Source organism: Pseudomonas bharatica (assembly GCF_048586865.1).
GTDB lineage: Bacteria > Pseudomonadota > Gammaproteobacteria > Pseudomonadales > Pseudomonadaceae > Aquipseudomonas > Aquipseudomonas bharatica.
Map to the genome: position 1 here is coordinate 288121 of NZ_JBMAWR010000003.1, position 23986 is coordinate 312106.

General features: G+C 57.7%; 25 protein-coding genes and 3 pseudogenes. 11 read left to right on the forward strand and 17 right to left on the reverse strand.

Annotated elements, in window-relative coordinates; translation table 11 throughout:
* Positions 1-191: 191 nt before the first annotated feature.
* From nikE to nikA, 5 genes are read right to left on the reverse strand one after another with little or no spacing between them, the layout of a single operon-like run.
* The gene (gene nikE / locus ACKLLE_RS06215; protein WP_420057239.1) at positions 192-1007 is read right to left on the reverse strand and encodes a nickel import ATP-binding protein NikE; all 816 of its coding nucleotides are present in this window, start codon (positions 1005-1007) and stop codon (positions 192-194) included.
* Positions 1004-1774 (reverse strand): ATP-binding cassette domain-containing protein, encoded by a 771-nt coding sequence (locus ACKLLE_RS06220; RefSeq protein WP_420057240.1) that lies wholly within the window; start codon positions 1772-1774, stop codon positions 1004-1006. The genes nikE and ACKLLE_RS06220 overlap by 4 nt, the downstream gene beginning before the upstream one ends.
* On the reverse strand, positions 1775-2620 hold the full coding sequence (gene nikC / locus ACKLLE_RS06225; protein ID WP_420057241.1) for a nickel ABC transporter permease subunit NikC: 846 nt from the start codon (positions 2618-2620) through the stop codon (positions 1775-1777).
* A complete protein-coding gene (nikB, locus tag ACKLLE_RS06230; RefSeq protein ID WP_420057243.1) occupies positions 2617-3558 on the reverse strand; it encodes a nickel ABC transporter permease subunit NikB in 942 nt (313 codons plus the stop codon). The genes nikC and nikB overlap by 4 nt, the downstream gene beginning before the upstream one ends.
* A gap of 1 nt (position 3559) precedes the next feature.
* Positions 3560-5134 carry a nickel ABC transporter substrate-binding protein gene (nikA, locus tag ACKLLE_RS06235; protein ID WP_420057244.1) on the reverse strand — a complete coding sequence of 525 codons (1575 nt, stop codon included), beginning with the start codon at positions 5132-5134 and terminating at the stop codon, positions 3560-3562.
* Positions 5135-5221: 87 nt separating this feature from the next.
* Between nikA and nikR the strand changes: the two genes are divergently transcribed.
* On the forward strand, positions 5222-5641 hold the full coding sequence (nikR, locus tag ACKLLE_RS06240; RefSeq protein ID WP_420057245.1) for a nickel-responsive transcriptional regulator NikR: 420 nt from the start codon (positions 5222-5224) through the stop codon (positions 5639-5641).
* A 33-nt stretch (positions 5642-5674) separates the two neighbouring features.
* On the opposite strand, the pseudogene ACKLLE_RS06245 reads toward nikR, so the two are convergent.
* The 3 genes and pseudogenes from ACKLLE_RS06245 to ACKLLE_RS06255 form a co-directional block, all read right to left on the reverse strand.
* A pseudogene (locus ACKLLE_RS06245) lies at positions 5675-5812 on the reverse strand (integrase); the annotation flags it as partial.
* A 192-nt stretch (positions 5813-6004) separates the two neighbouring features.
* Positions 6005-6619, reverse strand: coding sequence for a DUF6198 family protein (locus ACKLLE_RS06250; RefSeq protein ID WP_420057246.1), 615 nt, complete (start codon positions 6617-6619; stop codon positions 6005-6007).
* Positions 6606-6791: a hypothetical protein gene (locus ACKLLE_RS06255; RefSeq protein WP_420057247.1), complete on the reverse strand. Its 186-nt coding sequence runs from the start codon at positions 6789-6791 to the stop codon at positions 6606-6608. Before ACKLLE_RS06255 ends, ACKLLE_RS06250 begins: the two co-directional genes overlap by 14 nt.
* Positions 6792-6988: 197 nt before the next feature.
* Between ACKLLE_RS06255 and ACKLLE_RS06260 the strand changes: the two genes are divergently transcribed.
* The gene (locus ACKLLE_RS06260; protein ID WP_420057248.1) at positions 6989-7453 is read left to right on the forward strand and encodes an Lrp/AsnC family transcriptional regulator; all 465 of its coding nucleotides are present in this window, start codon (positions 6989-6991) and stop codon (positions 7451-7453) included.
* Positions 7454-7498: 45 nt separating this feature from the next.
* Here ACKLLE_RS06260 and ACKLLE_RS06265 read toward each other — a convergent pair whose 3' ends face one another.
* The 5 genes and pseudogenes from ACKLLE_RS06265 to ACKLLE_RS06285 form a co-directional block, all read right to left on the reverse strand.
* On the reverse strand, positions 7499-7681 hold the full coding sequence (locus ACKLLE_RS06265; protein WP_420057249.1) for a diguanylate cyclase domain-containing protein: 183 nt from the start codon (positions 7679-7681) through the stop codon (positions 7499-7501).
* Positions 7618-8011, reverse strand: a pseudogene (locus tag ACKLLE_RS06270) (GGDEF domain-containing protein). Before ACKLLE_RS06270 ends, ACKLLE_RS06265 begins: the two are co-directional and overlap by 64 nt.
* A gap of 264 nt (positions 8012-8275) precedes the next feature.
* Entirely contained in the window at positions 8276-9163 is an 888-nt protein-coding gene (locus ACKLLE_RS06275; RefSeq protein WP_420057251.1) for a hypothetical protein, read from the reverse strand.
* A gap of 634 nt (positions 9164-9797) precedes the next feature.
* Positions 9798-10234, reverse strand: a pseudogene (locus ACKLLE_RS06280) (transposase).
* Between the two features lie 98 nt (positions 10235-10332).
* Entirely contained in the window at positions 10333-11274 is a 942-nt protein-coding gene (locus ACKLLE_RS06285) for an aromatic alcohol reductase (RefSeq protein WP_420057252.1), read from the reverse strand.
* A gap of 98 nt (positions 11275-11372) precedes the next feature.
* Here ACKLLE_RS06285 and ACKLLE_RS06290 point away from each other — a divergent pair, with 98 nt between their 5' ends.
* Positions 11373-11822 carry a winged helix-turn-helix transcriptional regulator gene (locus tag ACKLLE_RS06290; protein ID WP_420057253.1) on the forward strand — a complete coding sequence of 150 codons (450 nt, stop codon included), beginning with the start codon at positions 11373-11375 and terminating at the stop codon, positions 11820-11822.
* A 141-nt stretch (positions 11823-11963) separates the two neighbouring features.
* On the opposite strand, the gene ACKLLE_RS06295 is transcribed toward ACKLLE_RS06290, so the two are convergent.
* A complete protein-coding gene (locus ACKLLE_RS06295; protein ID WP_420057254.1) occupies positions 11964-13160 on the reverse strand; it encodes an MFS transporter in 1197 nt (398 codons plus the stop codon).
* A 94-nt stretch (positions 13161-13254) separates the two neighbouring features.
* Here ACKLLE_RS06295 and ACKLLE_RS06300 point away from each other — a divergent pair, with 94 nt between their 5' ends.
* Complete coding sequence (locus ACKLLE_RS06300) at positions 13255-14148, forward strand: LysR family transcriptional regulator (RefSeq protein WP_420057255.1); 894 nt, start codon at positions 13255-13257, stop codon at positions 14146-14148.
* A gap of 258 nt (positions 14149-14406) precedes the next feature.
* On the opposite strand, the gene ACKLLE_RS06305 is transcribed toward ACKLLE_RS06300, so the two are convergent.
* Entirely contained in the window at positions 14407-15351 is a 945-nt protein-coding gene (locus ACKLLE_RS06305) for a GlxA family transcriptional regulator (protein WP_420057315.1), read from the reverse strand.
* 105 nt (positions 15352-15456) lie between these two features.
* On the opposite strand from ACKLLE_RS06305, the gene ACKLLE_RS06310 reads away from it, so the two are divergent.
* The 6 genes from ACKLLE_RS06310 to ACKLLE_RS06335 all read left to right on the forward strand — a co-directional run bounded on the left by ACKLLE_RS06310 (position 15457) and on the right by ACKLLE_RS06335 (position 20766).
* Positions 15457-16251 (forward strand): SDR family NAD(P)-dependent oxidoreductase, encoded by a 795-nt coding sequence (locus ACKLLE_RS06310; protein ID WP_420057256.1) that lies wholly within the window; start codon positions 15457-15459, stop codon positions 16249-16251.
* Positions 16252-16276: 25 nt separating this feature from the next.
* Positions 16277-17041 (forward strand): SDR family oxidoreductase, encoded by a 765-nt coding sequence (locus ACKLLE_RS06315; RefSeq protein WP_420057258.1) that lies wholly within the window; start codon positions 16277-16279, stop codon positions 17039-17041.
* 38 nt (positions 17042-17079) lie between these two features.
* Positions 17080-17598, forward strand: a complete 519-nt coding sequence (locus ACKLLE_RS06320; RefSeq protein ID WP_420057259.1) for a carboxymuconolactone decarboxylase family protein — start codon at positions 17080-17082, stop codon at positions 17596-17598.
* Positions 17599-17778: 180 nt separating this feature from the next.
* Positions 17779-18786 carry a zinc-binding alcohol dehydrogenase family protein gene (locus ACKLLE_RS06325; protein ID WP_420057260.1) on the forward strand — a complete coding sequence of 336 codons (1008 nt, stop codon included), beginning with the start codon at positions 17779-17781 and terminating at the stop codon, positions 18784-18786.
* Between the two features lie 81 nt (positions 18787-18867).
* A complete protein-coding gene (locus ACKLLE_RS06330) occupies positions 18868-19965 on the forward strand; it encodes an L-dopachrome tautomerase-related protein (protein WP_420057316.1) in 1098 nt (365 codons plus the stop codon).
* A gap of 12 nt (positions 19966-19977) precedes the next feature.
* The gene (locus ACKLLE_RS06335; RefSeq protein WP_420057261.1) at positions 19978-20766 is read left to right on the forward strand and encodes a glycine betaine ABC transporter substrate-binding protein; all 789 of its coding nucleotides are present in this window, start codon (positions 19978-19980) and stop codon (positions 20764-20766) included.
* A gap of 39 nt (positions 20767-20805) precedes the next feature.
* On the opposite strand, the gene ACKLLE_RS06340 is transcribed toward ACKLLE_RS06335, so the two are convergent.
* Positions 20806-21696, reverse strand: coding sequence for a LysR family transcriptional regulator (locus ACKLLE_RS06340; RefSeq protein WP_420057317.1), 891 nt, complete (start codon positions 21694-21696; stop codon positions 20806-20808).
* A gap of 394 nt (positions 21697-22090) precedes the next feature.
* Between ACKLLE_RS06340 and ACKLLE_RS06345 the strand changes: the two genes are divergently transcribed.
* Positions 22091-22876: an L-dopachrome tautomerase-related protein gene (locus ACKLLE_RS06345; protein ID WP_420057262.1), complete on the forward strand. Its 786-nt coding sequence runs from the start codon at positions 22091-22093 to the stop codon at positions 22874-22876.
* Positions 22877-22964: 88 nt separating this feature from the next.
* On the opposite strand, the gene ACKLLE_RS06350 is transcribed toward ACKLLE_RS06345, so the two are convergent.
* Positions 22965-23900: a DMT family transporter gene (locus ACKLLE_RS06350; protein ID WP_420057263.1), complete on the reverse strand. Its 936-nt coding sequence runs from the start codon at positions 23898-23900 to the stop codon at positions 22965-22967.
* Positions 23901-23986 lie beyond the last annotated feature (86 nt).

Here is a 23986-nt window from a genome sequence, read left to right on the forward strand (position 1 = left end):
CATGAGAAACCTCCGCCGCCGGATCTCGCCCATGAACGAACGCCACCCTCATCCATAACGAGGCCGAGCGCCACCGATCCCAAGACACTTGGTCATCATGACCCTTCGACGCTCTCTATTTGCCCGCGGCGCAGTATTTTCCCAATACGCGCTGTTCTGTATCCCTGCCCAGGCGGCAACCCTGTGGTTGTTCAGACGAGAGATCCATTGGGCCGAACGCTGGTCCTTACCGGGCGCTCAGGCAACACTGCCGCTTGCAACTGCTGCCCCACGGGGCCATCGAACGACAGGTCACCGTTCACTGCGCGGTCTTCGGCAATGCGCCCCGCATCGAGCACGACGACCCGCTGACAGAAATAACGCACCAGGCTCAAATCGTGAGTGATCAGCAGGAAGGCTGTGCCGCTTTCGCGACGCAGTGCCTCAAGGCGTTGCAGCAGTTGCAATTGCAGTACCCGATCGAGGTTTGATAACGCCTCGTCGAGCACCACCAGCTTCGGTGAAATCACCAGTGCCCTGGCGATGCTGGCCCGTTGCAGCTGGCCGCCGCTGAGTTGCTGCGGCCGGCGCTCGGCATGCTCGGCGCGCAGGCCCATTTGCTCCAGTAATTCAACGGCCCGTGTGTGCCGGGCTGCCTGATCCAGATTGGTCAAGTGGCGCAATGGCTCGGCAATGCTCCAGCCGATGCTGCGCTGCGGGTTGAAGGCCCCCGGCGCGTCCTGGAACACCAACTGCACGGTGCGCTGGAAGGCACGCGCTGATTCGCCACGTAGTTGGCTGACCGCTTGTCCAGCGAAGGTCACCTGGCCTTGGCTCGGTGTTTCCAGCCCAAGCAGCAGACGAGCAAGCGTGCTTTTGCCGCTGCCGCTGCTGCCCAGCAGGCCGACCGACTGACCTGGCTCAAGCCTCAGGTCCAGACTGTCGAGGACTTGCAACCAGCCGCGTTTGTGCAGGATTCCGCCCGTGCGGTAGCGGTGGCTCACCTGTTGGACATGCAGCAGACTCATGGTTGGCTCCCGCAGAGGATTTGATGGGCTTCAAGCATCGTGCGCGCGGTGGTGCTGATCGGATGGGTGAACAGTGAATGCACCGGTTGCTGCTCGACGATACGCCCAGCCTCCATCACCGCGACCTGGTCGGCACAGCGTGCGACTACGCCCATGTCATGGGTCACCAGCAGCACGCCCAGGCCCTGCCGTTCAACCAGCTCCATGAGCAGATCGAGAAAGCGTGCCTGGCTCAACAGGTCCAGGTCGCTGGTGGATTCGTCAGCCAGCAGAAATGGCGTCTCGGCCATCAGCGCCAGGGCTATCATCATGCGCTGGAGCATGCCGCCACTGAGCTGGAAGGCAAACGACTGGAGTACCCGCTTGTGCTCCTTCAGGCCTACGACTTCCAGGCAATGGGCCAGGCGCTCACGGGCAGCGGCACCGGTCATGCCGCGCTGGCGTAGCGTTTCCAGGCCGTGGCTGGCCATATCGCGTACAGGGTTGAACGCACTGCGCGGGTTTTGCAGGACCAGGCTAGCCAGGCGACCGCGCACCTGGCTGGCGCCCAGCGATTGGCCGTCGAGCAGCAACGCGCCCTGCGTGCGCACAAGCCCCGCAGGTAACAGGTCAAGCATGCCCAGGCAGCTCAGCGACTTTCCTGAACCACTGGCTCCAACCAGGGCGCTGACTTTACCGCGACGCAGTTGCAGATCGACGCCATGCACCAGCACACCGGCATTGGTTTCGATACGCAGGTCACGCACTTCAAGAGTCGATGGGCTCATCTAGTGGCGCTCCCGGGTTGGGTCGAGGCGGTCACGCAGCGCATCGCCCAGCAGGTTGAAAGCCATCACCGACAAAAAGATCATCAGCCCCGGCAACAGCAGCAGGTGTGGGTTCGTCCAGATGAACTCCTTGGCATCGTTGATCATCACGCCCCATTCGGCGGTTGGCGGTGTCACGCCCAGGCCAAGGAAGGAGAGGCCCGAGACGTGCAGCATCATGTGGCCGATGTCCATGGTCGCCAGCACCAGCAGGGGACCGGCGATATTCGGGAGCACGTGTTGGCGCAAACGTGTCCAGCGCGACGCACCGGCCAGTCGTGAAGCCAGCACGTACTCGCGACCACGCTGGGCAATCACCATGCCGCGCACCATGCGCGCGTACCAGGCCCAGTGCGAGAGGGCGATGGCGATGATGACGTTGGTCAGGCCGGTACCCAGCAGGGTGACGAAGAAGAACGCCAGCACCAAGGTCGGGAAGGTCATGAACATGTCGCACAGACGCATCAGCAGCAGATCGGTACGCCCGCCGACGAAGCCTGCGAGTCCACCCACGGCAAGTCCAAGGGCCAGCACCAGCGCCAGGGTCAGCATCACGCTGCCCAGCGACAGTCGGGTGCCGACGATCAAGCGTGAGAGCAGGTCGCGCCCCAGGTGATCGCTGCCCAGCCAGTGGCCGGCGTCGGGAGGCATCAGGCGTTGGCTGAGGTCGACCAGGTCGGGATCGTGCGGGGCCAGCCAAGGGCCGAACACTGCCAGCACAACCAACAGCCCAACCAGAACCAGGCCCAGAATCAGGCCAGCATTGCCAGCAAACGCCGGCCGACGAATTGTCGCGAGAACGGTCATGCGCTTGCGCCCTCCAGGCGGCTGCGTGGATCGAGCCAGGCGTAGCACACGTCCACCAGCAGGTTGCAGACCATCAGCAGGCCGGTCAGCAGCAGCGTGAAACACTGCATCACCGGGAAATCGCGGTTGAGCACCGCCGAAACTGCGAAACGCCCCAGGCCAGGCCAGGCAAAGATGGTTTCGATCACCAGCGCACCACCGATCAGTTCGCCTACGTGCATGCCGGTGGCCGTGACAAAGGGCAGCCAGGCGTTGCGCAGGACATGATCACGCCACACCAGCCGCTCGGGCAGGCCGCGGGCGCGGGCGAAGAGCACATGGCGTTGGCCGCTGACCTCAAGCAGGCTGGCACGCAGCAGGCGAGCATTGATCGACATCGACATCAGTGCGATGGCCAGCACGGGCATCACCAGATGCCCGGCCGTGCCGCGCCCGAGCGGCGGCAGCCAGCCCAGCCACAGCGAGAACAGGGCGATCAGCAGGAAAGCCAGCCAGAAGTTGGGCATCGACACGCCAAGAAAGGTGACCGCCCGCACCGCATGGTCGGGCCAGCGCCCCTGCCAGCGCGCGGCCAACAGTCCCAGCGGGATCGACAGCAACAGCGTACAGGCCAGTGCCAGCCCGCCCAGTTGAAGGGTTCCAGGCAGATAGTACAACAGGTCATCCAGTACCGGCCGACCGGTCAGATAGGAAATCCCGAAGTCCAGGTGCAGGGCCTTCCACAGCCATGTCAGGTACTGCGCGTACAAGGGGCGATCCAGGCCCAAAGCGTGGCGGACTTCGGCGATGGCGGTATCGGTGGGTGGGATATGCGACAGGCGCAGGTAATCCAGTGCCGGGTCTGTGCTGCCCAGGTGCAGCAGGACGAACACCAGCAGTGACACACCGAGCATCACCGGCACCAGCAGTATCAGGCGCAGCAGTATGTAGCGCAGCATCTCAGCGGCCCTGCTTCGGCGTCATGGCCTCGAACGGCACATCGAACAAGGTGCTACCGAACTCGACGTGAGCGACCGAATCACGGCGTACGCTGATGGCGGTGAGGTGCGAGATGGGCAGGTACACCGCTTGCTCATGCAGCGTGCTCAGGATGAAGCGGTACTGCTCGGCGCGTTGTTGCTCGTCAATGCTTGCCAGCAGCTCGCCGATACGTCGATCCAGCTCGTCCTTGATCGCCAGGCCACGCTGGGCCATGTAGTCGGCGTGGCCGGCATAGCGCATGGAGCTGATGAACGAGTGGGGGTCGTAGGGTGCGCCCCAGGTGTCGGCGAAGATCATGCCGAAATCGCCGTCGCGCTGCCGGCGTACCAATGCACCTTCCTCCACGGCACGTAGCGCGATCTGGATGCCGATCTTGGCCAGTTCGCCTTGCAGCACTTCGGCGAGGCTTTTCTGCAAGGCGCTGGTACCAAGGAACACGAGTTCGATCGAAAGCGGCTCGCCGGCCTTGCTGCGCACACTGGCTCCGGGGGCAAGCGTCCAGCCTGCGGAGTCCAGCATCTGCTTCGCTTGGGCAGGGTCGTACGGATAGGGCTCCAGTCCGATGTCGGCATACGGCATGTTGCTGGCGAACAACGTATCAGCCTTGGGTTCAAGGCCGTAGAGGATCTTGTCGATAATTGCCTGCTTGTCCACCGCCTCATTGATCGCCTGGCGTACAGCCAGGTCGCGAGTGGCGCCACGGCCTGTGTTCATGGCCAGCATGCGTGTGGCCAGCGGCGCTGAAAGTGCGGTGGCGTAGCCCTGGTCACGCAGGCGGACGAATGTGCCTGCGGTGATTTCGCCGGCTGCCCCCTGGGTCAGATCGACTTCTCCGGCCTGTAGGGCCAAGGCGCGGCTGTTGGGGTCCGGAATGACCTTCACCATCACTTCGCCGTAGGCCGGCTGTGGCCCCCAGTACAGGGGGTTGCGGACGAAATGATCGTATTCGCCCAGGCGCGACTCGGCGCGCATCCATGGCCCGGTACCGACGGGCTGCCCGGGCTTGGCGTCAGGAGCACCGAAGCGCAGCGGGCGGACCTGGGCCAGCTCCATAAGGGTCGGGTAATAAGGGTGCTTGAGCACCAGGCGCAAGGTCAGGCGGTCGGGGGCTTCGATGTGATCAAGCGTGGTCACCAGCTCCATCCAGCGGTGGCGTTGGCTGTTGGCCAGGACAGCGTCCAGGTTGGCCTTGGCGGCCGCAGCATCGAACAACGTACCATCGCTGAAGCGTACGCCGTCGCGCAGAGTGAATGTGTAGGTCTTGCCGTCTTCGGAGACCTTCCAGCCCGTGGCCAGCCACGGTTGCACGGAGCCTGTGTGGGTATAGCGAACCAGAGGTTCGTAAACCATGGCCTGGGCGTACATCTGGTTGGGTGAATAACCGCGGGGATCAAGGGGACCGGCGTTGACGGGCCAGGAGTACACCAGTGTCGGACCTGGCTGCCCGGTGTCCGCGGCCTGGGCGATGGCACTCGCCACGAGGAGAATAACGCCCCACAGGGCAGGCTTTCGTTTACCAGGCTGCTGCTTCACACTGCGTCCCCCACTTCAACGGAGGCCGTAGGCTAAAGAGTGGGGGGTATGATGTCTATGTAAAATCCTCTTACCGGAAGTTACAAAATGCAACGGATCACCATCACGCTGGATGAAGAGCTGCTCGATCTCATCGATCGGCGAGTGGAAGTGCAAGGCTACCAAGGGCGGTCCGAGGCCATTCGCGACATGCTGCGCAACGGCCTGCGCGAGGCAGAGCCCTTGCCGGATGATGCCCCGTGCGTGGCGGTGGTCAGCTACCTGTATGACCACGCCACCCGCGAACTCCCCAAGCGCCTCAACCAGACATTGCATGCCCACCATGAACTGACGCGCTCGACACTGCACGTGCATCTGGATGCGGGCCATTGCCTGGAAGTCTCGGTACTTCAAGGCCCAAGCGGCCCCATCGGCAAGCTGTCTCGCCAGTTGATGGTCGAGCGGGGCGTCGAGCATGGGCAGGTGCAAGTGATCCCGGCTCCTTGTCACACACTCACGACTCGATGAAGTGGTGTCAGGCTAAGCGCCACCCCTGGCTTGAGCTAGGTCACGGGTTTTCTCTCCAATTTGAAGCCTTACTTGGATAGCCCAGATATCTCTCAGTCGGGGCGGGGCGTTCTGTCCGATCAATTTTCCTGTGCTCCAGGGCTGACGGCCGCAGGTTGCGATGATGTTCATGGCAAATCCTCCACGGTGCGAGAACAAGGATGGTTAGCCAGAGCAGCGGTCGCTCTCGGCCAGGAGCGGTAAGCGGCTGCCGAACACACCCACCGAACCCCACCATCGCCCGGAACAGCTTCGTGCCTTGGCAGCACAGGCATTGCAGTTGCAGTCCCGGGTCGTGGCGTTGGGCAAGAAGATTCAGCTCGCTTACCCGCGATAACGTCCAGGCTTATGCCAGATGATGAGCACGAGGTTCATCGCTACGGTTCCCACCAGAGACCAAATCATCTTATCGACTGGCAGGTAGAAACTCGCAACAAGGAACAGGATGCAGTCACAAGCAAGCTGAGAGATACCCGCGTTAATCCCAAAGCGCTTCTGCACCCAGAGGACGACCGATCCGGTTCCGCCCATGGATGCATCGTGTCTCGCAAGGCACAGGATACCCATCCCCAGGAGTGTCCCGCCGATCACCCAACCGACCGAAGGATCCACACCGGAGACATTGAGAGCCGGTGTGATGAGCTTGACGCCCGCACCTAGGGCGAAACTCACAAGGACGCTTTTGAGGGTGAACGCTCGGCCCATGGTAAACAGAGCAAATAGAAGAAACGGGACGTTGATCGCTGGGACAAGAGTCGACGCAGGATAAGGACTGATGAACGACCCCAACAAGGCCATCCCGGCGATGCCTCCTGTGATAAGTCCAGACTTCCCCAGGATGGCGATTCCAGTTGCGGCCAGGGCGATCCCAGTAAACAGGCCGTAGGCGTCATCAAGGGCCGTGTGTCGAGGATATAGGGCGCCGTCATTGGTGCTCATGTGTCGCCTCCAATGAAACCGAGCGGCGCTTCGTGAGGCCCTCAACGGCTGTCACGCGGGCGATCTCCACGCCATCCCGAGCGATGATGACCTCGGTTCCGTAGATAACTTGTTCAAGGATGAATTCGAGACTCTTCAGAGCCTCTGGCATGTCGTATCTCACTTTGCGCATCTCGCTGTATTCCTTTTGGGAGTCCAGCCCTCACGTGATCGGCCGTCGGTGGATTGCACACGCCGGCGCACCTTATGACGTAGCTTGCTGCGCTACCGGGCTGCGATGAAATTATCTCCCTCCGAGTACAGAAAGTGCTTTCGTTTTGTTCGGCCAAATACCTATCATTCAGAAAATATTTCTTAGGTTTGCAGAGTATGCAGAACAATCAATTGGATGGCATGGACAGGAGGATCCTCGGGGTTCTCACGCAGGATGGCCGAGCGAGTCTTCAGGAAATCGGGAGGCAAGTAGGACTGTCCTCAAGTCCTTGCTGGCAGCGCATCAAGCGCATGGAGGAAGCGGGGATCATCCAGGGATACCAAGCGAGAATCGACATGGCGTCTCTCGGGTATGGGGAAGGCCTGATCGTTATGGTGACTCTCGACCAGCACGGTGATGATGTGCTCGCTACGTTTGAGAAGGCCCTCGCTGAGATTCCTGAGGTCATCGAAGCGTATCTCGTCTCCGGGGAATACGATTACTTTCTCCGTCTCGCAGTGAAGGACACACGGGATTACGAGAGGCTCCTCAGGGAGAAGCTCTACAAGATCCCAGGTCTACGACACTCGGTCTCCAGCTTCGTCCTTAGGCAACTCAAGGCAGCGAGTGTGCCGCTGTGACATGCAGATCGAAGCACTTGCGCCGGGCGTGGGCTATGGTCAGGCTCAACCAACGCAGCGCGTTCCCGAACACACTCGATCCTTACCTGCGCGTTTAGCGTTGTACAAGTTGCGGTCGGCATGAATGAGTATTTCGGAAATGTCTCGACCCTGGGCAAAAGGTGCTAAGCCTGCACTGAACGTAAGCGCAACCGGCGCCTCTCGGCAAGTGCGTATCGCTTCCAGCATTTTTCAGCCAGTAGCCGCGCTTTCTCAGGATCTTGCGCATCAATGATCAGACCCAATTTCTCGCCACCCAGCCGCCCTACGCAATGCCCAACAGCCATTTCATTCAAACGGCGGGCTAACACTTGAAGTACCTCATCGCCAACGGCGTGCCCATTGATCATTAATGCTTTTAAAATCATCGACATCAATCATCATGAAATAGCCACCAGGGTAGGTCTCGACAAAATCAAGCAATCGATCTATCAGTGCACGACGGTTGTACAGTGATGTCAACTGGTAGATGCTCCCACCACCCCCAGCACTGTCAACGGCAGTGAATCTAGTCGACACACTATCGGGTGATTTATAACTATCAGCTTGAAACCCACTATTCCCGCGTACACGAACAGCCGACCTGAAAAACGCCAAACCTGGTCTGACGGTGTAAACATTTGCAGCAGGAAAACTATCATGGCTAACAGAAAAGTTATCCAGGCAGCAGGACTTCCAGCTCGCTCTGCCAGCATCACATGAATCAAAAGCCAACGGGCGAGCCCCCGTAACGGAACGGCGATAATCCCGTCTCGTAACAACAATCTGATACGTTGCCCTTGGCTAGCTGACAGATTCAGAACCTCGCGAGAACGACTTATCTTCTTTAGCATGTGTCCCTAGCTCTATACTGATCCGTGCAACCGCGAAGTTAATGGCCATCGTTTGTCTCACTGTATCTGCGAAAACTGGCCGCATCTGGACTGCACTACCGCAGCAACGAAAATAGCCTTTGGCCTCGCCGTCACGAACTAATCTCATCACATGTGTCTTGGATACATGCAGGCGTGAGGATAATTCTGCATAAGTCGAGACCTTGTAGCGCCCGTTACTTGATCGATACCTTAACGCATCCAGATATAGCGCGAGCATGGGCAAGTGGCCGCCATCCCTGTTCATAATCCACTTGGCCTCTGGCAGCAGACTATCAAGCAAAATGTCGGCGTCCAAAAGCCGTACGAATCCTGTAAAGAAACACTTTAGCAGCGCGGTAGCATCTGCGTACGTGACCGGCCCATCCTTCCGCGCCAACAACAGATCTCCAGCTATCAGATACGCTTTAATGAACCTTGCGGCCTCATCAATAGCAGACGTGCTTGGCGTATAGATGCGAAAGCGTGCATCATCCGGGTGCACTTCAATGTGCATATAACCAGTTACAAGGAGGAACGAGAAATAGGACTCAAGGCTATTACGCGACAGATATCCTCGCCTGACGCAAAACTCCCGAACCTGGGACAAAGGTGTTAGAGGGCTACGATAATGAAATGCAAACAATGTCATGACTACCATTAAGCGATCATGCTTCATCAGTGCTTTGCAGAAAAAAGGTTTGCGCTCGTAGTGCTCAAGCATCAGGTCAAAATGAAGAATTATGGCGTCATCGATTTCACGTGCGTAGAAAGCGTCCTTCGTGCTTTGCAAATAATCCAGCAGTTTTTCTCGCTTCATCGATTTTTGACTACCAGAAAAGTCGCATTATTCGGCCATGCCTCTAGTAAAGCGATTATAGGTACCTCGACAAAGACTTTCGAATCACCCCAAAAATGTTTCAGTTAAGCTTTGCCTGCCGCCCACATCCAAGCCTAATCAAATTCATCACTTAATGCGCCGATCCGCAGAGTGCAGTCTTTGTCCTCCTGGTCGATTTATACGCGCCGAACAGCATCGCTACTGCACCTTCAACATCGGTCATGCGCGGTAGTTGGTAAAGGAAGGGTCCATTGCGTCCCCTTCGCGTACGAGGCGGACATCGACCATACGCACTGTCACCCTTGCCGACCGTCATGTTATATCGTGCATTGCTGCACCAAGTGGCCTGGGTTGCGCTTCATCTGCGTTCATCTGTGCTGGTCGGACTTTCAGCTTGCACCAGAAAACGCCCCCCTGCAGAAACTGACAAAAATGTAATGTCGATGTCAGCGTCCTAACAGTTCCGGAAACTCATTCGACCTTGTATCTGTCGCCATGACAGGCAGCCTACTTGAAAATTCCAGATGAAATTCTCCCTGAGCTCAACGCCGGTTCATCCGGTTTTTAATGCGCGCACTACACAAAAAACCAGAGACGCCTCTGGTTTTCTGCATTACAGACGCACCGCTCCCGTCACGCTCAACAGGTGGCGTCGGGCGATCCGCAGATTCGACAACGCAACTAGCGTGGTCAGTTGCGCCGTGTTCTTTGTCAACTCGGAGAAAGGCGCTTTCACGTAACCAAACTGCTGCTTGATGACACGAAATGGGGGGGCGACCTTGGTTCCTGCCTGGGCTTTGACCGTTTCAACCCTGCGTCCGATCTTGTACGGGGCGCTCAGTGAAAACCGGTTTTGCAGCAGATGAATGCGCAGCATGGCTTTCACTGGATAGGGTTTGCGACCGCAATCTGCTTTTGGATAATGCGGCTCGATCAACGCGACCCGTCCGCTCCACTGCACGATCTGCTCCATCTCGCAAGGCAGCGCTCACGATGGGTTTGCTTGCGCTTACCGGCGTGCTCGAAATCCGAAAAGCTCATCTGACTCATGGGGTGGAGGCTTGCTCGGACTGGGGAGTTGGGCGGTGGGCTATTTAGCACTGTCGAGCCCAGGGGTTTCTCGGCAAGTCAGCTATGTGTCGTCGCGCTCACTTGCCCCCAAGGTTCGCCCGAGCCCATTGCTCAGCGGTGGTTACTGGAATCGACTGCTGTTGGTTGAAGGTTCCCGATTTAGGCCATGCCACACCTCTGCCTTGGGCGAATACAGCACGGTACTTTTTGATGTGATGGGTAGGGTCTTTTCTCAGCTCATCCATCAGGTACGGAACAGTCCACACATGAGTTTTGAATGGACGACCCAGCGCATTTTCGAGGATGTTCGCGACTTGCCCATACGACACCGTGTCGCCTGAGAGATAGACAATCTCGTTGCGCAAGCGAGGTTCGAAGAAGACGATTTCCGCCGTGAGAGCGCCGATGTCGTCTGGTGTAGTGAGCGTCACGCTGTTCTCAAGACTGCCGAGAGCGTTAACGGTGTCATTGTCGAAGTCGACGACCTCAAATACGGGCTCGAAAAGGAAGCTGGTGAACATGCCGGTCGAGATAATGACCCATTCAGTTTTGTCTTGCGCACGAAGCGCCTCGCGTACATCGAGTTGAGAATCGAAAAGATCTTGGGGGCTGCCCCGACCGATCACTTCGAAATCCACGCCAAACTGCCACGGGAAGTAGCGCTTCACCCCCGACCTTAGCGCTGCTGTTGCCAGTTTCATGGGGGTTTCTCGACCCGCGACCATACCGGCACAGCCTATGACGGTATCGAACCGGGCGAACACTTCAGCTAACTGTTCAATTGAATCGTTCACCAGGTCCGCTGCGACCATCTGAATGCCCAGCCCGCGAAGCTCATCGATTTCGGCCTTTTTCTCCGGTACCTGGGTGTTGATGGTCGACTCCCGGAGAAGAACGCTGATTTGGGAACCAGGTGCGCGTTTGGCCACTCGCGCGAGATTGCGCAAAACCGGGAGACCAAGTTCCCCAGCGCCGAGAACAAGAATGGATAGAGGGGAAAGCGGGGTTGCTTCGGTCATGATTTCTCCTGAGGCGTGATGCCTATAACATGAGCGAATGCTGGCATGATCAGGCAGTACTCGTAAGAAGGCACACGCGTGATACCTAGGAGGAATAAATGACCAATCAGGACGCTCTGAGCCAGGCAGAAGCCATCTGCCAAACGCTCCGGGAAGACGATGATGGCGTCAGGCGGGAAGTCCTCGCTCACGCAGGTAGCCGATGGTCATTGGGCATCCTGCATGCTTTGGGCGTGTACGGCACGATGCGCCACGCCGAGATAAAAAGACAGATGACTGGGGTGACCCAGCGAATGCTCACCAAGACGCTACGCGCCATGGAGCGAGATGGATTACTGCTTCGACGGGAGTTCGAGGAAATTCCGCCGCGCGTCGAATACGAGCTGACTCCGCTGGGTAGGGAGCTGTTGGTTCGGATGTCCCCCGTTTGGATGTGGGTGGTTGAAAATGCTGAGGAATTCCGCGAGGCGCGTCGCGCTTTCAACAGCCAAGGTGAAAAGAAGCCCGCCTGGCAAATCCCTACCCCCGCACGTTTTGATCCAGAGTAATCGATAGCGTGCACCTTCATTCAGATAAGTAGCACTCGATTTGACCTGGCAAAATTGAACTGTGGGAGCCGGCGTTGCCGGCGATGCGCCGCGCGGGCGGCGTCGATCTCAAGGGCGCCAAAAAAGTCATGGCAAGCCCTGTCAGCCCTGATGCGATCCACCGACGGCCGAGGGCGAGGTACCCACGTTCGATCTGAGCGACCGCCACGCAAACCCCAACACCATCAACAACCCCAACCCGGCCATCGCCGCCCCCGCCAGGGAAATCGCCGGATAACCCAACCCCGCTTTGATCACCGCGCCTCCCAGCGCCGCGCCAATCGCGTTGCCAAGGTTGAACGCACCAATGTTCACCGCCGAGGCGAGATTAGGCGCGTCCTTGGCGGCTTCCATCACGCGCATCTGCAGCGGCGGCACCAGGGCGAAGCTGGCGATGCCCCAGATCAGGATGGCTACGGCGGCCGGCAGCGGCCAGCGCATCAGTACGCTGAACGCCAGCAGGACCAGGATGAGCACGCTCAGCGAGACGATCAGGGTGCGGTCTATCGAGCGGTCGGCAGCTTTGCCGCCCCACATGTTGCCCAGCGTCAGCCCTACGCCGAACAGCACCAGCATGGCGGTGATGAAGGCGGTGGAGGCGTGGGTCTCGCTGCTGAGGATCGGTGCGATGTAGGTGAAGACGGTGAACATTGCGCCCGAGCCGACGACGGTCAGGGCCAGCGCCGCCAGCACCGGGGCACGGCCCAGCACCCGGACTTCGGCCATGACACCGCCGCCTGGCGGTGCCTTGAGGTCGGGCAGGGCGAACCACAACGCGGCCATGGTCAGCACACCGAGGCCGGTAATGCCCCAGAAGGCGGTGCGCCAACCGAACAGCTCGCCAAACCAGGTGGCCAGCGGCACACCGCCAATGGTTGCCAGGGTGAGGCCCATGAACATCGCCGCTACCGCGCCAGCACGCTTTTCAGGAACCACCACGCTGGCGGCGACGATGGAGCCGACGCCAAAGAATGCGCCGTGGTTCAGTGAGGTCACCACCCTGGCAATCATGAGGCTGTAGTAGTCGGTCGCCAGTGCGGACATGAGGTTACCCAGGGTGAAAATCGCCATGAGGCCGATCAGCAGATAACGCCGGGGAATCTTGCCGGTGGTCAGGGTCATCAGCGGCGCGCCAAGCAGTACGCCCAGGGCGTAGGCACTGATCAGCAAGCCCGCAGCGGGAATCGAAACGCCGAGGTCCGCAGCGATGCCCGGTAGCATGCCCATGGGAGCGAACTCGGTAACGCCGATGCCAAAGGCACCAATGGCGAGTGCAACAAGGGGTGGATTGATACGCATAAGAGGCTCCTTATCTATGCCGCCAATGCTACGATCAAGCGCTTTCAGGCGGTAGACGGCATTTTTGGCAATCACCTTTGCGTAAGAGGCACAAGTGGATTTCAACGGTAGATCAGGTGAAATGTTTGTGTTCGCCACCGTAGCGCAGCAAGGCAGCCTGTCGGCTGCCGCGCGTGCATTGGGGCTCACGCCCTCGGCGGTCAGTCGAATCATCGCGCGTGCCGAACAGCGCCTGGGCACCCGGCTGCTGCTGCGCACCACGCGGGCGATCACCTTCACCGCCGAAGGCGAAGCCTTTCTGCGCGGCGCCCGGCGCATCCTGGCCGACATGGATGAGGTCGAAGAAGCCATTGCCGACCAAGGCGTACCCAAGGGGCGATTGCGGGTCAGCGCTGCCCTTGGCCATGGGCGGATGTCTATCGTTCCCCTGGTCGCGGCCTTCAGCGAGCACTACCCGAACATCGTCGTCGACCTCACCCTGGGCGACGAAGTGGTCGACATCCTCGGCGGCCAGGCCGATGTGGCCATACGTTTCGGCCACCTGCCCGACAGCCCGCTGACCGCGCGCAGGATCGGCGATACCGGCCAGGTGGTAGTGGCATCGCCCCAGTACCTGCAACGCCACGGCACCCCCCAGGAACCGGAAGACCTGTTACGGCACAACTGCCTGCGCTTCAACTTCCGGCGTGCCGAACCCAACTGGCCGTTTGTGCGCGATGGCAAAGCGTTTTCCCTCAATGTCAGCGGCAACATCGAATGCAGCAGCGGTGAAGCGCTGGCCCAACTCGCGCGGGTCGGCGCCGGGATTGCGCGTATCGGCGAGTTCACTGTCAGTGAGGACCTGCGCCGGGGCGACCTTGTATCGCTGTTGCAAGCCTGGAACCCCGGTGACCGGGAGCCGATTCATGCGGTTTTTGTGGGTGGCCCGACGATGCCGGCGCGGGTGCGGTTGTTCGTGGATTTTTTGGTGGAGCATCATCGGATGTAGGGGAGGGCGGTGGCTGGTTTTTTCCGGTGGGTAATGTTGAGTGGTTCCAGGGGCCTAGCCTTATTGACGGGTGTAATCGTGAGCCATTGGGTTGATGTTTGCGCACCTCAGCAGAGGTCGGGATGAGGCTGTCTTCGACCCTAAACAGTCATACAAATCAAGCCTTTCGCATGCGGGTACAAACCGTCCCATTTTCGGTACCTAAACGATCGACATGAGCCCAGTATCGAACCGTTCGGTTTAATAGGAAAGCGAGTTCTACTCGACTCGCCTAGCGTCGCGGCGAACTGCTTGCGGGGGAACCCCAAAACCTCGGATGAATACCTCGCGCATGTGTCGACGATCCCTGAACCCGGTTTCCCTTGCTACCGTGTCCAGGCTATGGCGACTCTGCTCGATCATTAGCCGAGCTGCCTCTAGTCGTAGGCTCTCCACCGCTTTCGCAGGTGATTGACCGGTTTCGGCAGTGAAGACCCGCGTGAATTGCCTAGGGCTCAGATGAACAACCTCCGCGAGCTCTTCGACACTCAGTGCCCTGTTCAAATGCTTACGTGCATAATCCAAAGCGCTCTGAATGCGATCAGACTTGGGCGCCAGAGCAAGCAACTCAGAGTGCTGAGACTGCCCTCCCGATCGGCGTTGGTGCATTACGAGCTTATGAGCAACCGATTTGGCAAGCTCCGTTCCCAAATCCTTCTCCACCATCCCCAACGCCATGTCGAGGCCTGCGGTCATTCCCGCAGAGGTCCAAACAGGGCCGTCCACGATGAAGATTCGATCCTCTTCCACCTCAATGCTCGGGTGCATGCTTTGAAGAGTCTTGGCATATGCCCAGTGAGTAGTCGCACGCCGGTTATCGAGGACACCCGCTTGAGCTAAGACGAACGCTCCTGTGCAGATACCCGCGATGCGCCTGGAACTCTGGGCAAATCCCTGCACGCTGGACAGAACCTCAGTAGCGGGAGGCGTAAGCGGAGTGAGTGTCCCTGTGATCATCCAGCTATCTGCAAGCCCTGGATCATCCAAAGCCAGCGTATCGATGTGCATACCCAAGGATGATCGAATGCTCCCTCCTAACACCGAGTAGTTCTGAATCCGGTACACAGGCTCGCCCGCGACCATGTTTGCGAATTCAAAAACTGCCTGGGTGGCCAGAGACATCACCTGAAATCCATCCGTGACCAAGTAGCCGATTCGATGCATAACCGTGCTCCGATTGTGATGTCTTAAAACATGACCATATGCGTCGTTTAAGACAAATCTGATTTTTTGCATCATGGCTCCACACCCAAACAACGGAGCTGGATCATGACTCAGGAATACAAAGGCACCGCCCTGATTACAGGCGCATCCACCGGCATCGGCGCAATTTTCGCAGACCGCCTGGCTCAACGTGGCTATGACCTGATACTGGTCGCCCGCAATCGTGATCGCCTGAACGCTCTTGCTAGCCGCATCACCAACGAGACTCAGCAGAGCGTTGAAGTCTTCCCCGCAGACCTGGCCAACGCAGCGGACCTGGCGCGAGTGGAACGCAAATTGCGCGAAGACGCCAGCATCAATCTGTTGGTTAACAACGCAGGCATTGGTACTCACACCCGTTTGCTGGACAGCGACGTGGAGCGAATGGCCGAGATGATTAGCCTCAACGTCACGGCACTCACTCGACTGACCTACGCCGCAGTTCCGGGCTTCATCGCTCGCCAACAGGGCGCACTCATCAATATCTCATCAATCGTCAGCCTGGCACCGGAAATTCTGAATGGCGTGTATGGCGCAAGCAAAGCCTACGTCACGGCCTTCACTCAGTCGTTGCACAAAGAGCTGGCAGAACAGGGCATCAAGATTCAGGCGGTACTGCCAGGAGCCACGGCGACCGATTTCTGGGAGATCGGTGGGCTGCCCGTCGAGAACCTTGATCCCAGCATCGTGATGTCAGCAAGCGACCTGGTGGATGGCGCCCTTCAAGACTTCGACAACGGTGTCCTGATCTCCATCCCTTCCATGCAGGACATACAGCATTTCGAGCTGTACGAAACCAGCCGCAAGGCGCTGTACGGACATCTCTCCAGCAACAAACTCGCTCCGCGTTACAACGTTTAATCAATCAATTGAAAGGATACAGATCATGAAAACCAGCGCAAACACCATCTTCATTACTGGCGGCACCTCGGGCATCGGTCGCGCTCTGGCCGAAGCGTTCCACCGGCGTGGAAACAAAGTCATCATCGCGGGCCGACGCCAATCGCTGCTGGATGAAATCGCCAGCTCCAATCCCGGCATCGACACTGTTCAGCTTGATATCAATGATCCCCAGCAGATCAAGGATGTCGCACAAGAGGTTATCCGTCGCCATCCCTCGCTGAACGTCATCATCAACAATGCCGGCATCATGCCTTTCGACAACCCAGGCTCTGGCGATTATGACGATGAGCAGGCTGTAGGGCTGCTGCAAACCAACCTGCTGGGCCCGGTGCGGGTTAGCGCAGCGTTTGTAGAACACCTCAAGCGCCAACCCGATGCCTACATCATCAACAACAGCTCGGTACTGGCTTATCTGCCACTGGCCGCGACTGCCCTCTATTCAGCGACCAAAGCTGCGATTCACTCCTACTCGCTGTCGCAACGTTTTGCCCTGCGCGACACCAGCGTCAAGGTTCTGGAAATCGCGCCGCCATGGGTCGACACCGATCTGATTCACAAAAGTGGTGATGAACGCGCCATGCCACTGGACGAATTCATCCAAGAGACCCTGGAAAAACTGGAGACAGCGACAACCGAAGTCCTGGTTGACCGCGTCGTACCGGTACGCGCCAACCAAGGGCCCAACGAGCATGGACTGATCAACCAGTTCAACGAGGCATTGGCCGAAAACCCTATCCCTGTCGCCTGAACAGAAACGAATTGGACAACCTAGAAGGAAGCAAAATCATGACCCGAATTGCTGCTTTGACCATTGACCAAGCTCCAGACGCTGCGCGCGCTGCCCTTCAGGGCATTGAAAAAGGCTTGGGTTTTATCCCTAACGCTTTCGCTACGCTGGCTCACTCTCCAGCAGCCTTGGGAGGATATCTCGCTCTGGCACAGGCGCTTGGCAAGAACAGCCTGACACCTGCCGAACGTGAAGTAGCGGCACTGGCGGCCTCGGAAGTTAACGGATGCGATTATTGCGTCGCGGCTCACAGCTTCTTCGGTGGGAAGGCCGGACTGAACGCTGATGATTTGCTGGCAGCACGCGCTGGCACGCTGAATGGAGTCGCTGCACTGGCTCGGGCAGTCACGCTCAACCGCGGCCAAGTGAGTGACGAGCATCTCTCAATCGCACGGGAAGCAGGGTTGGACGATGCAAAAATCGTTGACGTCATCGCGCAGGTCTCGCTGCTGACCTTGACGAACTACCTGAACAACGTGGCGAAAACGGATATCGATTTCCCACCGAAAGCGATCTGATCTGACGCCTGACTTGAACGACGTACGCGCTCCTTCCAAGGCGATCAGCCATTCCTTGAATGGCTGATCGCCTCAACCTTCAGCGAAACGGCGAAAGTCTTCCTCGGGTTAGCTGGTTTTTGAGGCTTACGAAGGGAGTTAGCCTGACATCACTCTCTGACCTGTAAAGGACAACCTCATATGAAAGCCGTAGTTTTCCAAGAAGCTGGTTTGCCAATCCAAAACGCTCGTTCCCTGTTCGAAACGGACCTGCCGAAGCCCACCCCAGGTGCTCGAGATCTGCTTGTCGAAGTGAAAGCGATTGCGGTGAATCCGGTAGATACAAAGGTGCGAGCCCGCAGTACCAGCCAAGAGGTCCAAGTGCTGGGTTGGGATACTGTTGGTATCGTCCGTGAAGTCGGCAGCGACGTTTCATTGTTCAACGTTGGCGACGAAGTATTTTACGCCGGCGCGATCGATCGCCCTGGTAGCTACAGCGAATTTCACTTGGTGGATGAGCGCATCGTCGGTCAAAAACCACGTAGCCTGGACAATGCCAGTGCCGCAGCCTTGCCGCTGACCTCCATTACTGCCTGGGAGCTGTTGTTTGATCGACTGGGCGTTCAGGAGAACGGTGGTAAAGGACAAAGCCTGCTGGTCATCGGCGCCGGTGGTGGGGTTGGCTCGATTCTGGTCCAGCTGGCCCGCAAACTTACCCGACTCACCGTCATCGGTACGGCGTCGCGGCCAGAGACTCAGTCCTGGGTACAAGAACTGGGCGCCCACCATGTGATTGATCATTCCGCTTCGATCCCGCTGCAGCTTGAGAATCTGAAGCTCAACCCGGTCGACTACGTTATCAGCCTGACCCATACCGAAACCTACCTGCCGCAGATCGTCGAAGTGCTTCGCCCACAAGGCAAACTGGCACTGATTGATGACCCCGCACGACTGGACGTCATGCCACTCAAGCGCAAGTCGCTTTCGCTGCATTGGGAACTCATGTTCACGCGTTCTCTGTATCAAACCGCAGACATGATCAAACAGCATGAGTTGCTGAACAGAATTTCCGAGCTGGTCGATAACGGCGTCATCCAGACCACCATTGGGGAACACTTCGGCAAAATCGGCTCAGATAACCTGAAGCGCGCCCATGCTCTGATCGAGAGCGGCAAAACCAAAGGCAAGATCGTTCTCGAAGGCTTCTAACCCGCTGATAGGCTCAAGGACAAGCATATGAAAGCTTTCTTCCAAGCCACTGGCCTGGCTGTCGCGGTCTCGCTCAGTGCAATGGCCATGGCCGATACCGCCTCGGGCACAGGCACCAACCCCGAACGTGTTTTCGCTTTCAATGGCGCCATGCCTACAGGCGTGACCGTTACCGAAACGGGTCGGATCTTCATCAACTTCCCTCGTTGGGGAGATGACGTACCCTACACCGTGGCAGAGATTAAACAGGGCCATTTGGTTCCTTACCCGGACCTGAAAACGAATGTGGAAAACACCAAGGATCCGGCCGCCGGGTTCATCAGCGTGCAGAGCGTGGTAGCTGACGGTCAAGGGCGTGTCTGGGTATTGGATACAGCCGCTCCCGCCTTCTCCGAGCCCAAGGCAGGTGGAGCCAAGCTGATCGCAATCGACTTGAACACCAACAAGATCGTGAAAACAGTTGTGTTCCCGCGTGAAGTGATTCTGCCAACTACCTATGTGAATGACGTCCGTTTTGATTTTCGCGTAGGTAAAGAAGGTACCGCTTACGTCACCGATTCGTCGGTAAAAGGGCCAGGCGGAATCATCGTCCTGGACCTGGCCAGCGGTACCGCAACCCGCCGCCTTAGCGGGGCCAAATCAACTTCCGTAGACCCTGAGTTCCGACCTGTCATCGAAGGGAAACCAGCACTCATCACCCGCGACGCGCAGGGTAGATCAGGGCTGCTGACCGTAGCCTCGGACGGCATCGCCCTGTCGAGCGATGGTAGGACGCTGTATTTCTGTCCGCTTTCGAGTCGACACCTGTATGCGGTTCCAACGGCTTTGTTGCGAGACCCCAATGTAAGCGAAGCCGAACTTGAACAAGCAGTTGTAGACCTTGGTGAAAAAGGCGCCTCCGACGGTCTTGAGGCTGATGCTAACGGTGCAGTCTATGCGGGGGATTATGAGCACAACTCCATCCGCAAACGCCTTGCCGATGGCACTTGGCAAACCGTGGTTGAGGATTCGCGAGTCCTTTGGCCGGATACCTTGTCGATCGGCCCAGACGGATATCTGTATTTCACTGCCAACCAGCTGCACCGCTCACCTGGCTTCAACGATGGCCAAGACAAACGGGTGAAGCCTTACAGCCTGATGCGCGTCAAGATCGACGCCAAGCCTGCGCAAACGCATTGATAAGGAAATGACATGCAAAAGCACATTCGCTTGGGCTACATCGACCTCAGCTTCCATGCCGCTAGTGCAGCGCTTGTGCAGCGCACGCTAGAGCGACATGGTTATCTGGTGGAAGTCAGTACAGCTCCTCATGAGGAGATGTTCCGGTTGTACAGCGAAGGACTAGTAGAGATGCTCGTATCAGCCTGGCTGCCTGCCAGCCATGGTGCCTACCTGGCAGCTTGCAAGAAATCGAGCACTTCCCTTGGCGTTCTTTACAACCCATTCTGCATTTGGGGGGTGCCTGATTATGTACCGGAGGATCAGGTCGCTACGATTGCAGACCTGCTGAGGCCGGATGTTGCCCAGCGGATGAGCCGCCGCATCCAAGGCATAACCCCTGGTGCTGGTATCAGTCGCTTTTCCAAAGCCATGGTGACGCAATACGGGTTGGACGCTGAAGGCTATTTTTTTGCGCAAGGCACCGAGACTGATTGCTTCAATCGTTATGAGCAATCCTATGCCGAGCGGGAATGGTTTGTCGTGCCGCTGTGGCATCCTCAATATCTGCACCATGCCTACAAAATCCGAGCCCTGGATGAACCGCTCGGGCTGTTGGGCGGTGAGGATCAAGCCACGCTCATTGCCGCCAGTGACGTTGTGCAAGCGATGCCGAAAGAACTGATTGAGGATCTGGTCTCGCTACAACCTGGCAATGCCGCGGTCAGTGAGCTTGATTTTCTTATCCGTCACAAAAAGCTTTCAGCCTTGGAAGCTGCAGACATTTGGCTCGCACGTCAGTCGGCACCGGCGGAAGCTTGAATCAGTAGCGGGGCCCCGTGCCCCGCCACTGAGCCCCGACTAGCTTTCGAAACGTTTTGCTAGAAAGGCTCTAAGCGATTGGATGGCCGGCGTGAGCGATGTGCGATGGGCACATACCAGCTGAAGCGGTGCCGACTGCCCATAGCTTTCCGGGAATAGCTCAACCAGGCGGCCGCTACGAAGATCCTCAGCAACATCGAGCCTGGACTTGTAAACGATCCCCAATCCGGCGACAGCCCAGCGTCGAACAATATCGGCATCATCGCTGATTCGATCACCTGTCACCTGAACCGTCCGCACTCCCTGTGGGAAATTGAAGCTCCAACGCTCGTAGGTTTGCTCGCCCATCACATATCTCAGGCAATTATGCCCGCTCAACGCCTCAGGAGATTCCGGCATACCATGACGCGCGAGATACGCCGGCGAGGCGCAGACTGTTCTGCGGTTCATCGGTGCGAGTGCCAGGGACACCAGGCTCGAGTCACTCAACTGTCCATACCTGATACTAGCGTCCAGATGTTCCCCCACTAGATCAGCCACCTGATCACTAACCCGCAATTGCAGACGTACCATGGGGTGCGTTTGCTGAAACTCATCAAGCCATGGGAGCAACACGTTCCTGCCGATATCAGATGGCATCGACAAGCGAATAGTGCCAGCGATCTCGTCACGGCCCTGGTTCAGCGCTACCTCGCCATTATCAAGTGCTTCCAAGGCTTGCCGCGCGTGCGGCAAGTAGCGCTCGCCATCATCGGATAATCTCAACCGACGCGTCGAGCGAACAAACAATCTCACGCCCAGGTTGCTTTCCAGACGCTGAATGGCACCGCTCGCCAAGGCGGGCGAGATGTCAAGCAACCGCGCCGCGGCGGAGAAACTACCCGCAGCAGCCGTCGATACGAAGACCTGCAGATCATCGATTCGTATGATTTTCTTCACGTTGACGAAATTCTTTACGTGATGGCGAGGTTTTTCAGCGTAATGGGAAAAATGATCATTGCCCAGCCCTTCAAACAGGAACTTGCAATGACCTTCCCTAAACGATTTGTACTAACAGCTCTGATGGCAGGCTTTATCGGTGTAGCCAACGCCGAGCTGCCGCCAACCCTTCATGTGGTAGCCCAATCGGCGAATGCTGTATGGAATGCGGTGGCCGTGGACGGCGCCGGAAGCCTATACGTATCGGGCCCAAAATGGACTGGCTCAGCGGGGCCATCCGTATCGAAGCTAGACCAAGCTGGAGCCCCATCCCTTTCCAAATGAGCGATGGAATAGCAATGACGCGACCATTCCAGCCGAACAGCGCTTCGTCAATGTCAATGCCATGCGCGTTGATGACAATAGCCGGCTGTGGATTGTCGATGCAGGCGTAACTGACTTCGGCGGCAAAGTCATTGCAGGTGGTGCAAAGGTCGTGGTCGTTGACCTAAAAAGCGGCGAAGTGATCAAGGTCATCCCATTCGACAGCAGCATCGCTCAAGAACATAGCTACATCGACGATATCCGCCTCAATGGCAAGCATGCCTACCTGACGGACGCTGGCGTTCCTGGCATCGTTGTCTTGGACTTCGAAACCAACAAAGCCCGGCGCGTCTTAACGACCAGTCCTGCTGTACGCGCGCCCAAGAACCGCGACATTATCCTGAGCGGCAAAGTAGTCAGAGCGCCAGATGGGACAGCATTGAGGGTGCATTCCGATCCCCTTGAGGTGTCCCCGGACGGGAAATGGCTCTACTTCGCACCGTTGGAAGGCCCTTGGCACAAGATTGAAACGCGCTGGCTGGATGATGCCAACCTGCCTGAAATTGAGCTCGTCAAACATGTCGAGTTCTGGCGAGATCTGCCGCCGGCCGGTGGGACAGTCATGGACAGCAAGGGCAATTTCTATTTCAGTGACCTAGCTGAAGATAGCGTCAAGCGAATCGCCACTGACGGCACCCTTCAGACCATTGCAAAGGACACTCGCCTGCACTGGGTCGATGCACCTGCGTTCGACAACCAGGGCAGATTGTACTTGCCGGCAGCGCAAGTCGATCGAGTAGGCTTGTTCAACAATGGCGCATCGAAGGTCGAGCGACCACTGAGCGTCTATCGCATAGACTCTAAGTAACCTCACTGCACCCGTTTCAGAGCTAATGCCTTACGCATTGCGAGCTCTGAAACGGGTTTATCGAAAAGCCTCCGCCAACCTTTATGGTTCAGGTCCGGCGGGAGCGCGAAGCTAACGCAGAGACCACGACCCCCAAAACCACCAGGCCGAGCCCGGCAAGGAACATGGTGGAAACGGTCGCACCAAAAGCCAAGCAAGAGAACACTGTTCCAATCAGGGGTACCCCAAGGGTGAAATTTGACATGCCAAACGTCGAAATTCGCCGTCCGTACTCCGTAGAAATCACAAAGCACGCCGATGTCGCAATCGGACCAATGAAGAACAATTCCTCAGCCAGTTTCCTATCCAAGACAAGGGATGTCGGTGAGCCTTCGCTGACATAGGCTGCAATCGCCAACGGTATGGTAGCCAAGAGCATCTGCCACGGGGCAAGCGCCAGAGGTGGGGTCACCCACCGATGACGTTTCACATGAAGGATGACAATCGCCCAGCTGACCGCTGCAAGAAGCAGGAATATTGCCCCCAACACTGTTTCCTGATTTGTCCATTCGAGCTCTTCTGGGGAGCACACAGCCGCGACCCCTGACATCCCTATGACAAGCCCTGCAATCTGCAACCTAGAGGGCATTTCACGGAACATGACCCAGGCGACAACCACACACCACAGTGGGGTTGTGTATGCCAAGAGCACAGCGCGGCTAGTGTCGACATGAACCATCGCTACCATACCCAGACCTGTGAAAGCCATCATCTGCAACAAACCCACGCTTGCGATGATTGGCACATCCTCTCTAACGGGAAGCTTGAGCTGTCCTCTCGCGACCAGATAGGCAAAAAGACAAACCGCGGCAGTGGCGAAACGAATGGTAGCCAGCCAGAGCGGAGGCACGTCATGCAATGCAAGCTTGGTAACCGGCCAGCTACTTCCCCACAGAAGCACCATGACACCAAGCCAGACGTAAGTCGAAGATATCCCGAAATTTTTGGAGCGAGTCTTAAACACTTGCTGAGTTGAAGCGCGCATGGTGCCACCTCGTTGCAATTTAGTTACGTAGCACCATGATATTTTTGGGCATGCGAAAAAACGTACCTATCTCTTCCTCAGAAGTA

Bases quoted from the DNA above. Each gene is read 5' to 3' on its own strand.
- nikE (WP_420057239.1), bottom strand. From the start codon at position 1,007: ATGAGTCTGCTGCATGTCCAACAGGTGAGCCACCGCTACCGCACGGGC.
- nikR (WP_420057245.1), top strand. From the start codon at position 5,222: ATGCAACGGATCACCATCACGCTGGATGAAGAGCTGCTCGATCTCATC.
- ACKLLE_RS06315 (WP_420057258.1), top strand. From the start codon at position 16,277: ATGAAAACCAGCGCAAACACCATCTTCATTACTGGCGGCACCTCGGGC.
- ACKLLE_RS06325 (WP_420057260.1), top strand. From the start codon at position 17,779: ATGAAAGCCGTAGTTTTCCAAGAAGCTGGTTTGCCAATCCAAAACGCT.
- ACKLLE_RS06260 (WP_420057248.1), top strand. From the start codon at position 6,989: ATGCAGAACAATCAATTGGATGGCATGGACAGGAGGATCCTCGGGGTT.
- ACKLLE_RS06275 (WP_420057251.1), bottom strand. From the start codon at position 9,163: ATGAAGCGAGAAAAACTGCTGGATTATTTGCAAAGCACGAAGGACGCT.
- ACKLLE_RS06320 (WP_420057259.1), top strand. From the start codon at position 17,080: ATGACCCGAATTGCTGCTTTGACCATTGACCAAGCTCCAGACGCTGCG.
- ACKLLE_RS06290 (WP_420057253.1), top strand. From the start codon at position 11,373: ATGACCAATCAGGACGCTCTGAGCCAGGCAGAAGCCATCTGCCAAACG.
- ACKLLE_RS06305 (WP_420057315.1), bottom strand. From the start codon at position 15,351: ATGCATCGAATCGGCTACTTGGTCACGGATGGATTTCAGGTGATGTCT.
- ACKLLE_RS06255 (WP_420057247.1), bottom strand. From the start codon at position 6,791: ATGCGCAAAGTGAGATACGACATGCCAGAGGCTCTGAAGAGTCTCGAA.
- ACKLLE_RS06265 (WP_420057249.1), bottom strand. From the start codon at position 7,681: ATGCTGGAAGCGATACGCACTTGCCGAGAGGCGCCGGTTGCGCTTACG.
- ACKLLE_RS06310 (WP_420057256.1), top strand. From the start codon at position 15,457: ATGACTCAGGAATACAAAGGCACCGCCCTGATTACAGGCGCATCCACC.
- ACKLLE_RS06250 (WP_420057246.1), bottom strand. From the start codon at position 6,619: ATGAGCACCAATGACGGCGCCCTATATCCTCGACACACGGCCCTTGAT.
- ACKLLE_RS06285 (WP_420057252.1), bottom strand. From the start codon at position 11,274: ATGACCGAAGCAACCCCGCTTTCCCCTCTATCCATTCTTGTTCTCGGC.
- ACKLLE_RS06350 (WP_420057263.1), bottom strand. From the start codon at position 23,900: ATGCGCGCTTCAACTCAGCAAGTGTTTAAGACTCGCTCCAAAAATTTC.
- nikC (WP_420057241.1), bottom strand. From the start codon at position 2,620: ATGACCGTTCTCGCGACAATTCGTCGGCCGGCGTTTGCTGGCAATGCT.
- ACKLLE_RS06330 (WP_420057316.1), top strand. From the start codon at position 18,868: ATGGCCATGGCCGATACCGCCTCGGGCACAGGCACCAACCCCGAACGT.
- ACKLLE_RS06335 (WP_420057261.1), top strand. From the start codon at position 19,978: ATGCAAAAGCACATTCGCTTGGGCTACATCGACCTCAGCTTCCATGCC.
- nikB (WP_420057243.1), bottom strand. From the start codon at position 3,558: ATGCTGCGCTACATACTGCTGCGCCTGATACTGCTGGTGCCGGTGATG.
- ACKLLE_RS06345 (WP_420057262.1), top strand. From the start codon at position 22,091: ATGCGCGTTGATGACAATAGCCGGCTGTGGATTGTCGATGCAGGCGTA.
- ACKLLE_RS06295 (WP_420057254.1), bottom strand. From the start codon at position 13,160: ATGCGTATCAATCCACCCCTTGTTGCACTCGCCATTGGTGCCTTTGGC.
- ACKLLE_RS06220 (WP_420057240.1), bottom strand. From the start codon at position 1,774: ATGAGCCCATCGACTCTTGAAGTGCGTGACCTGCGTATCGAAACCAAT.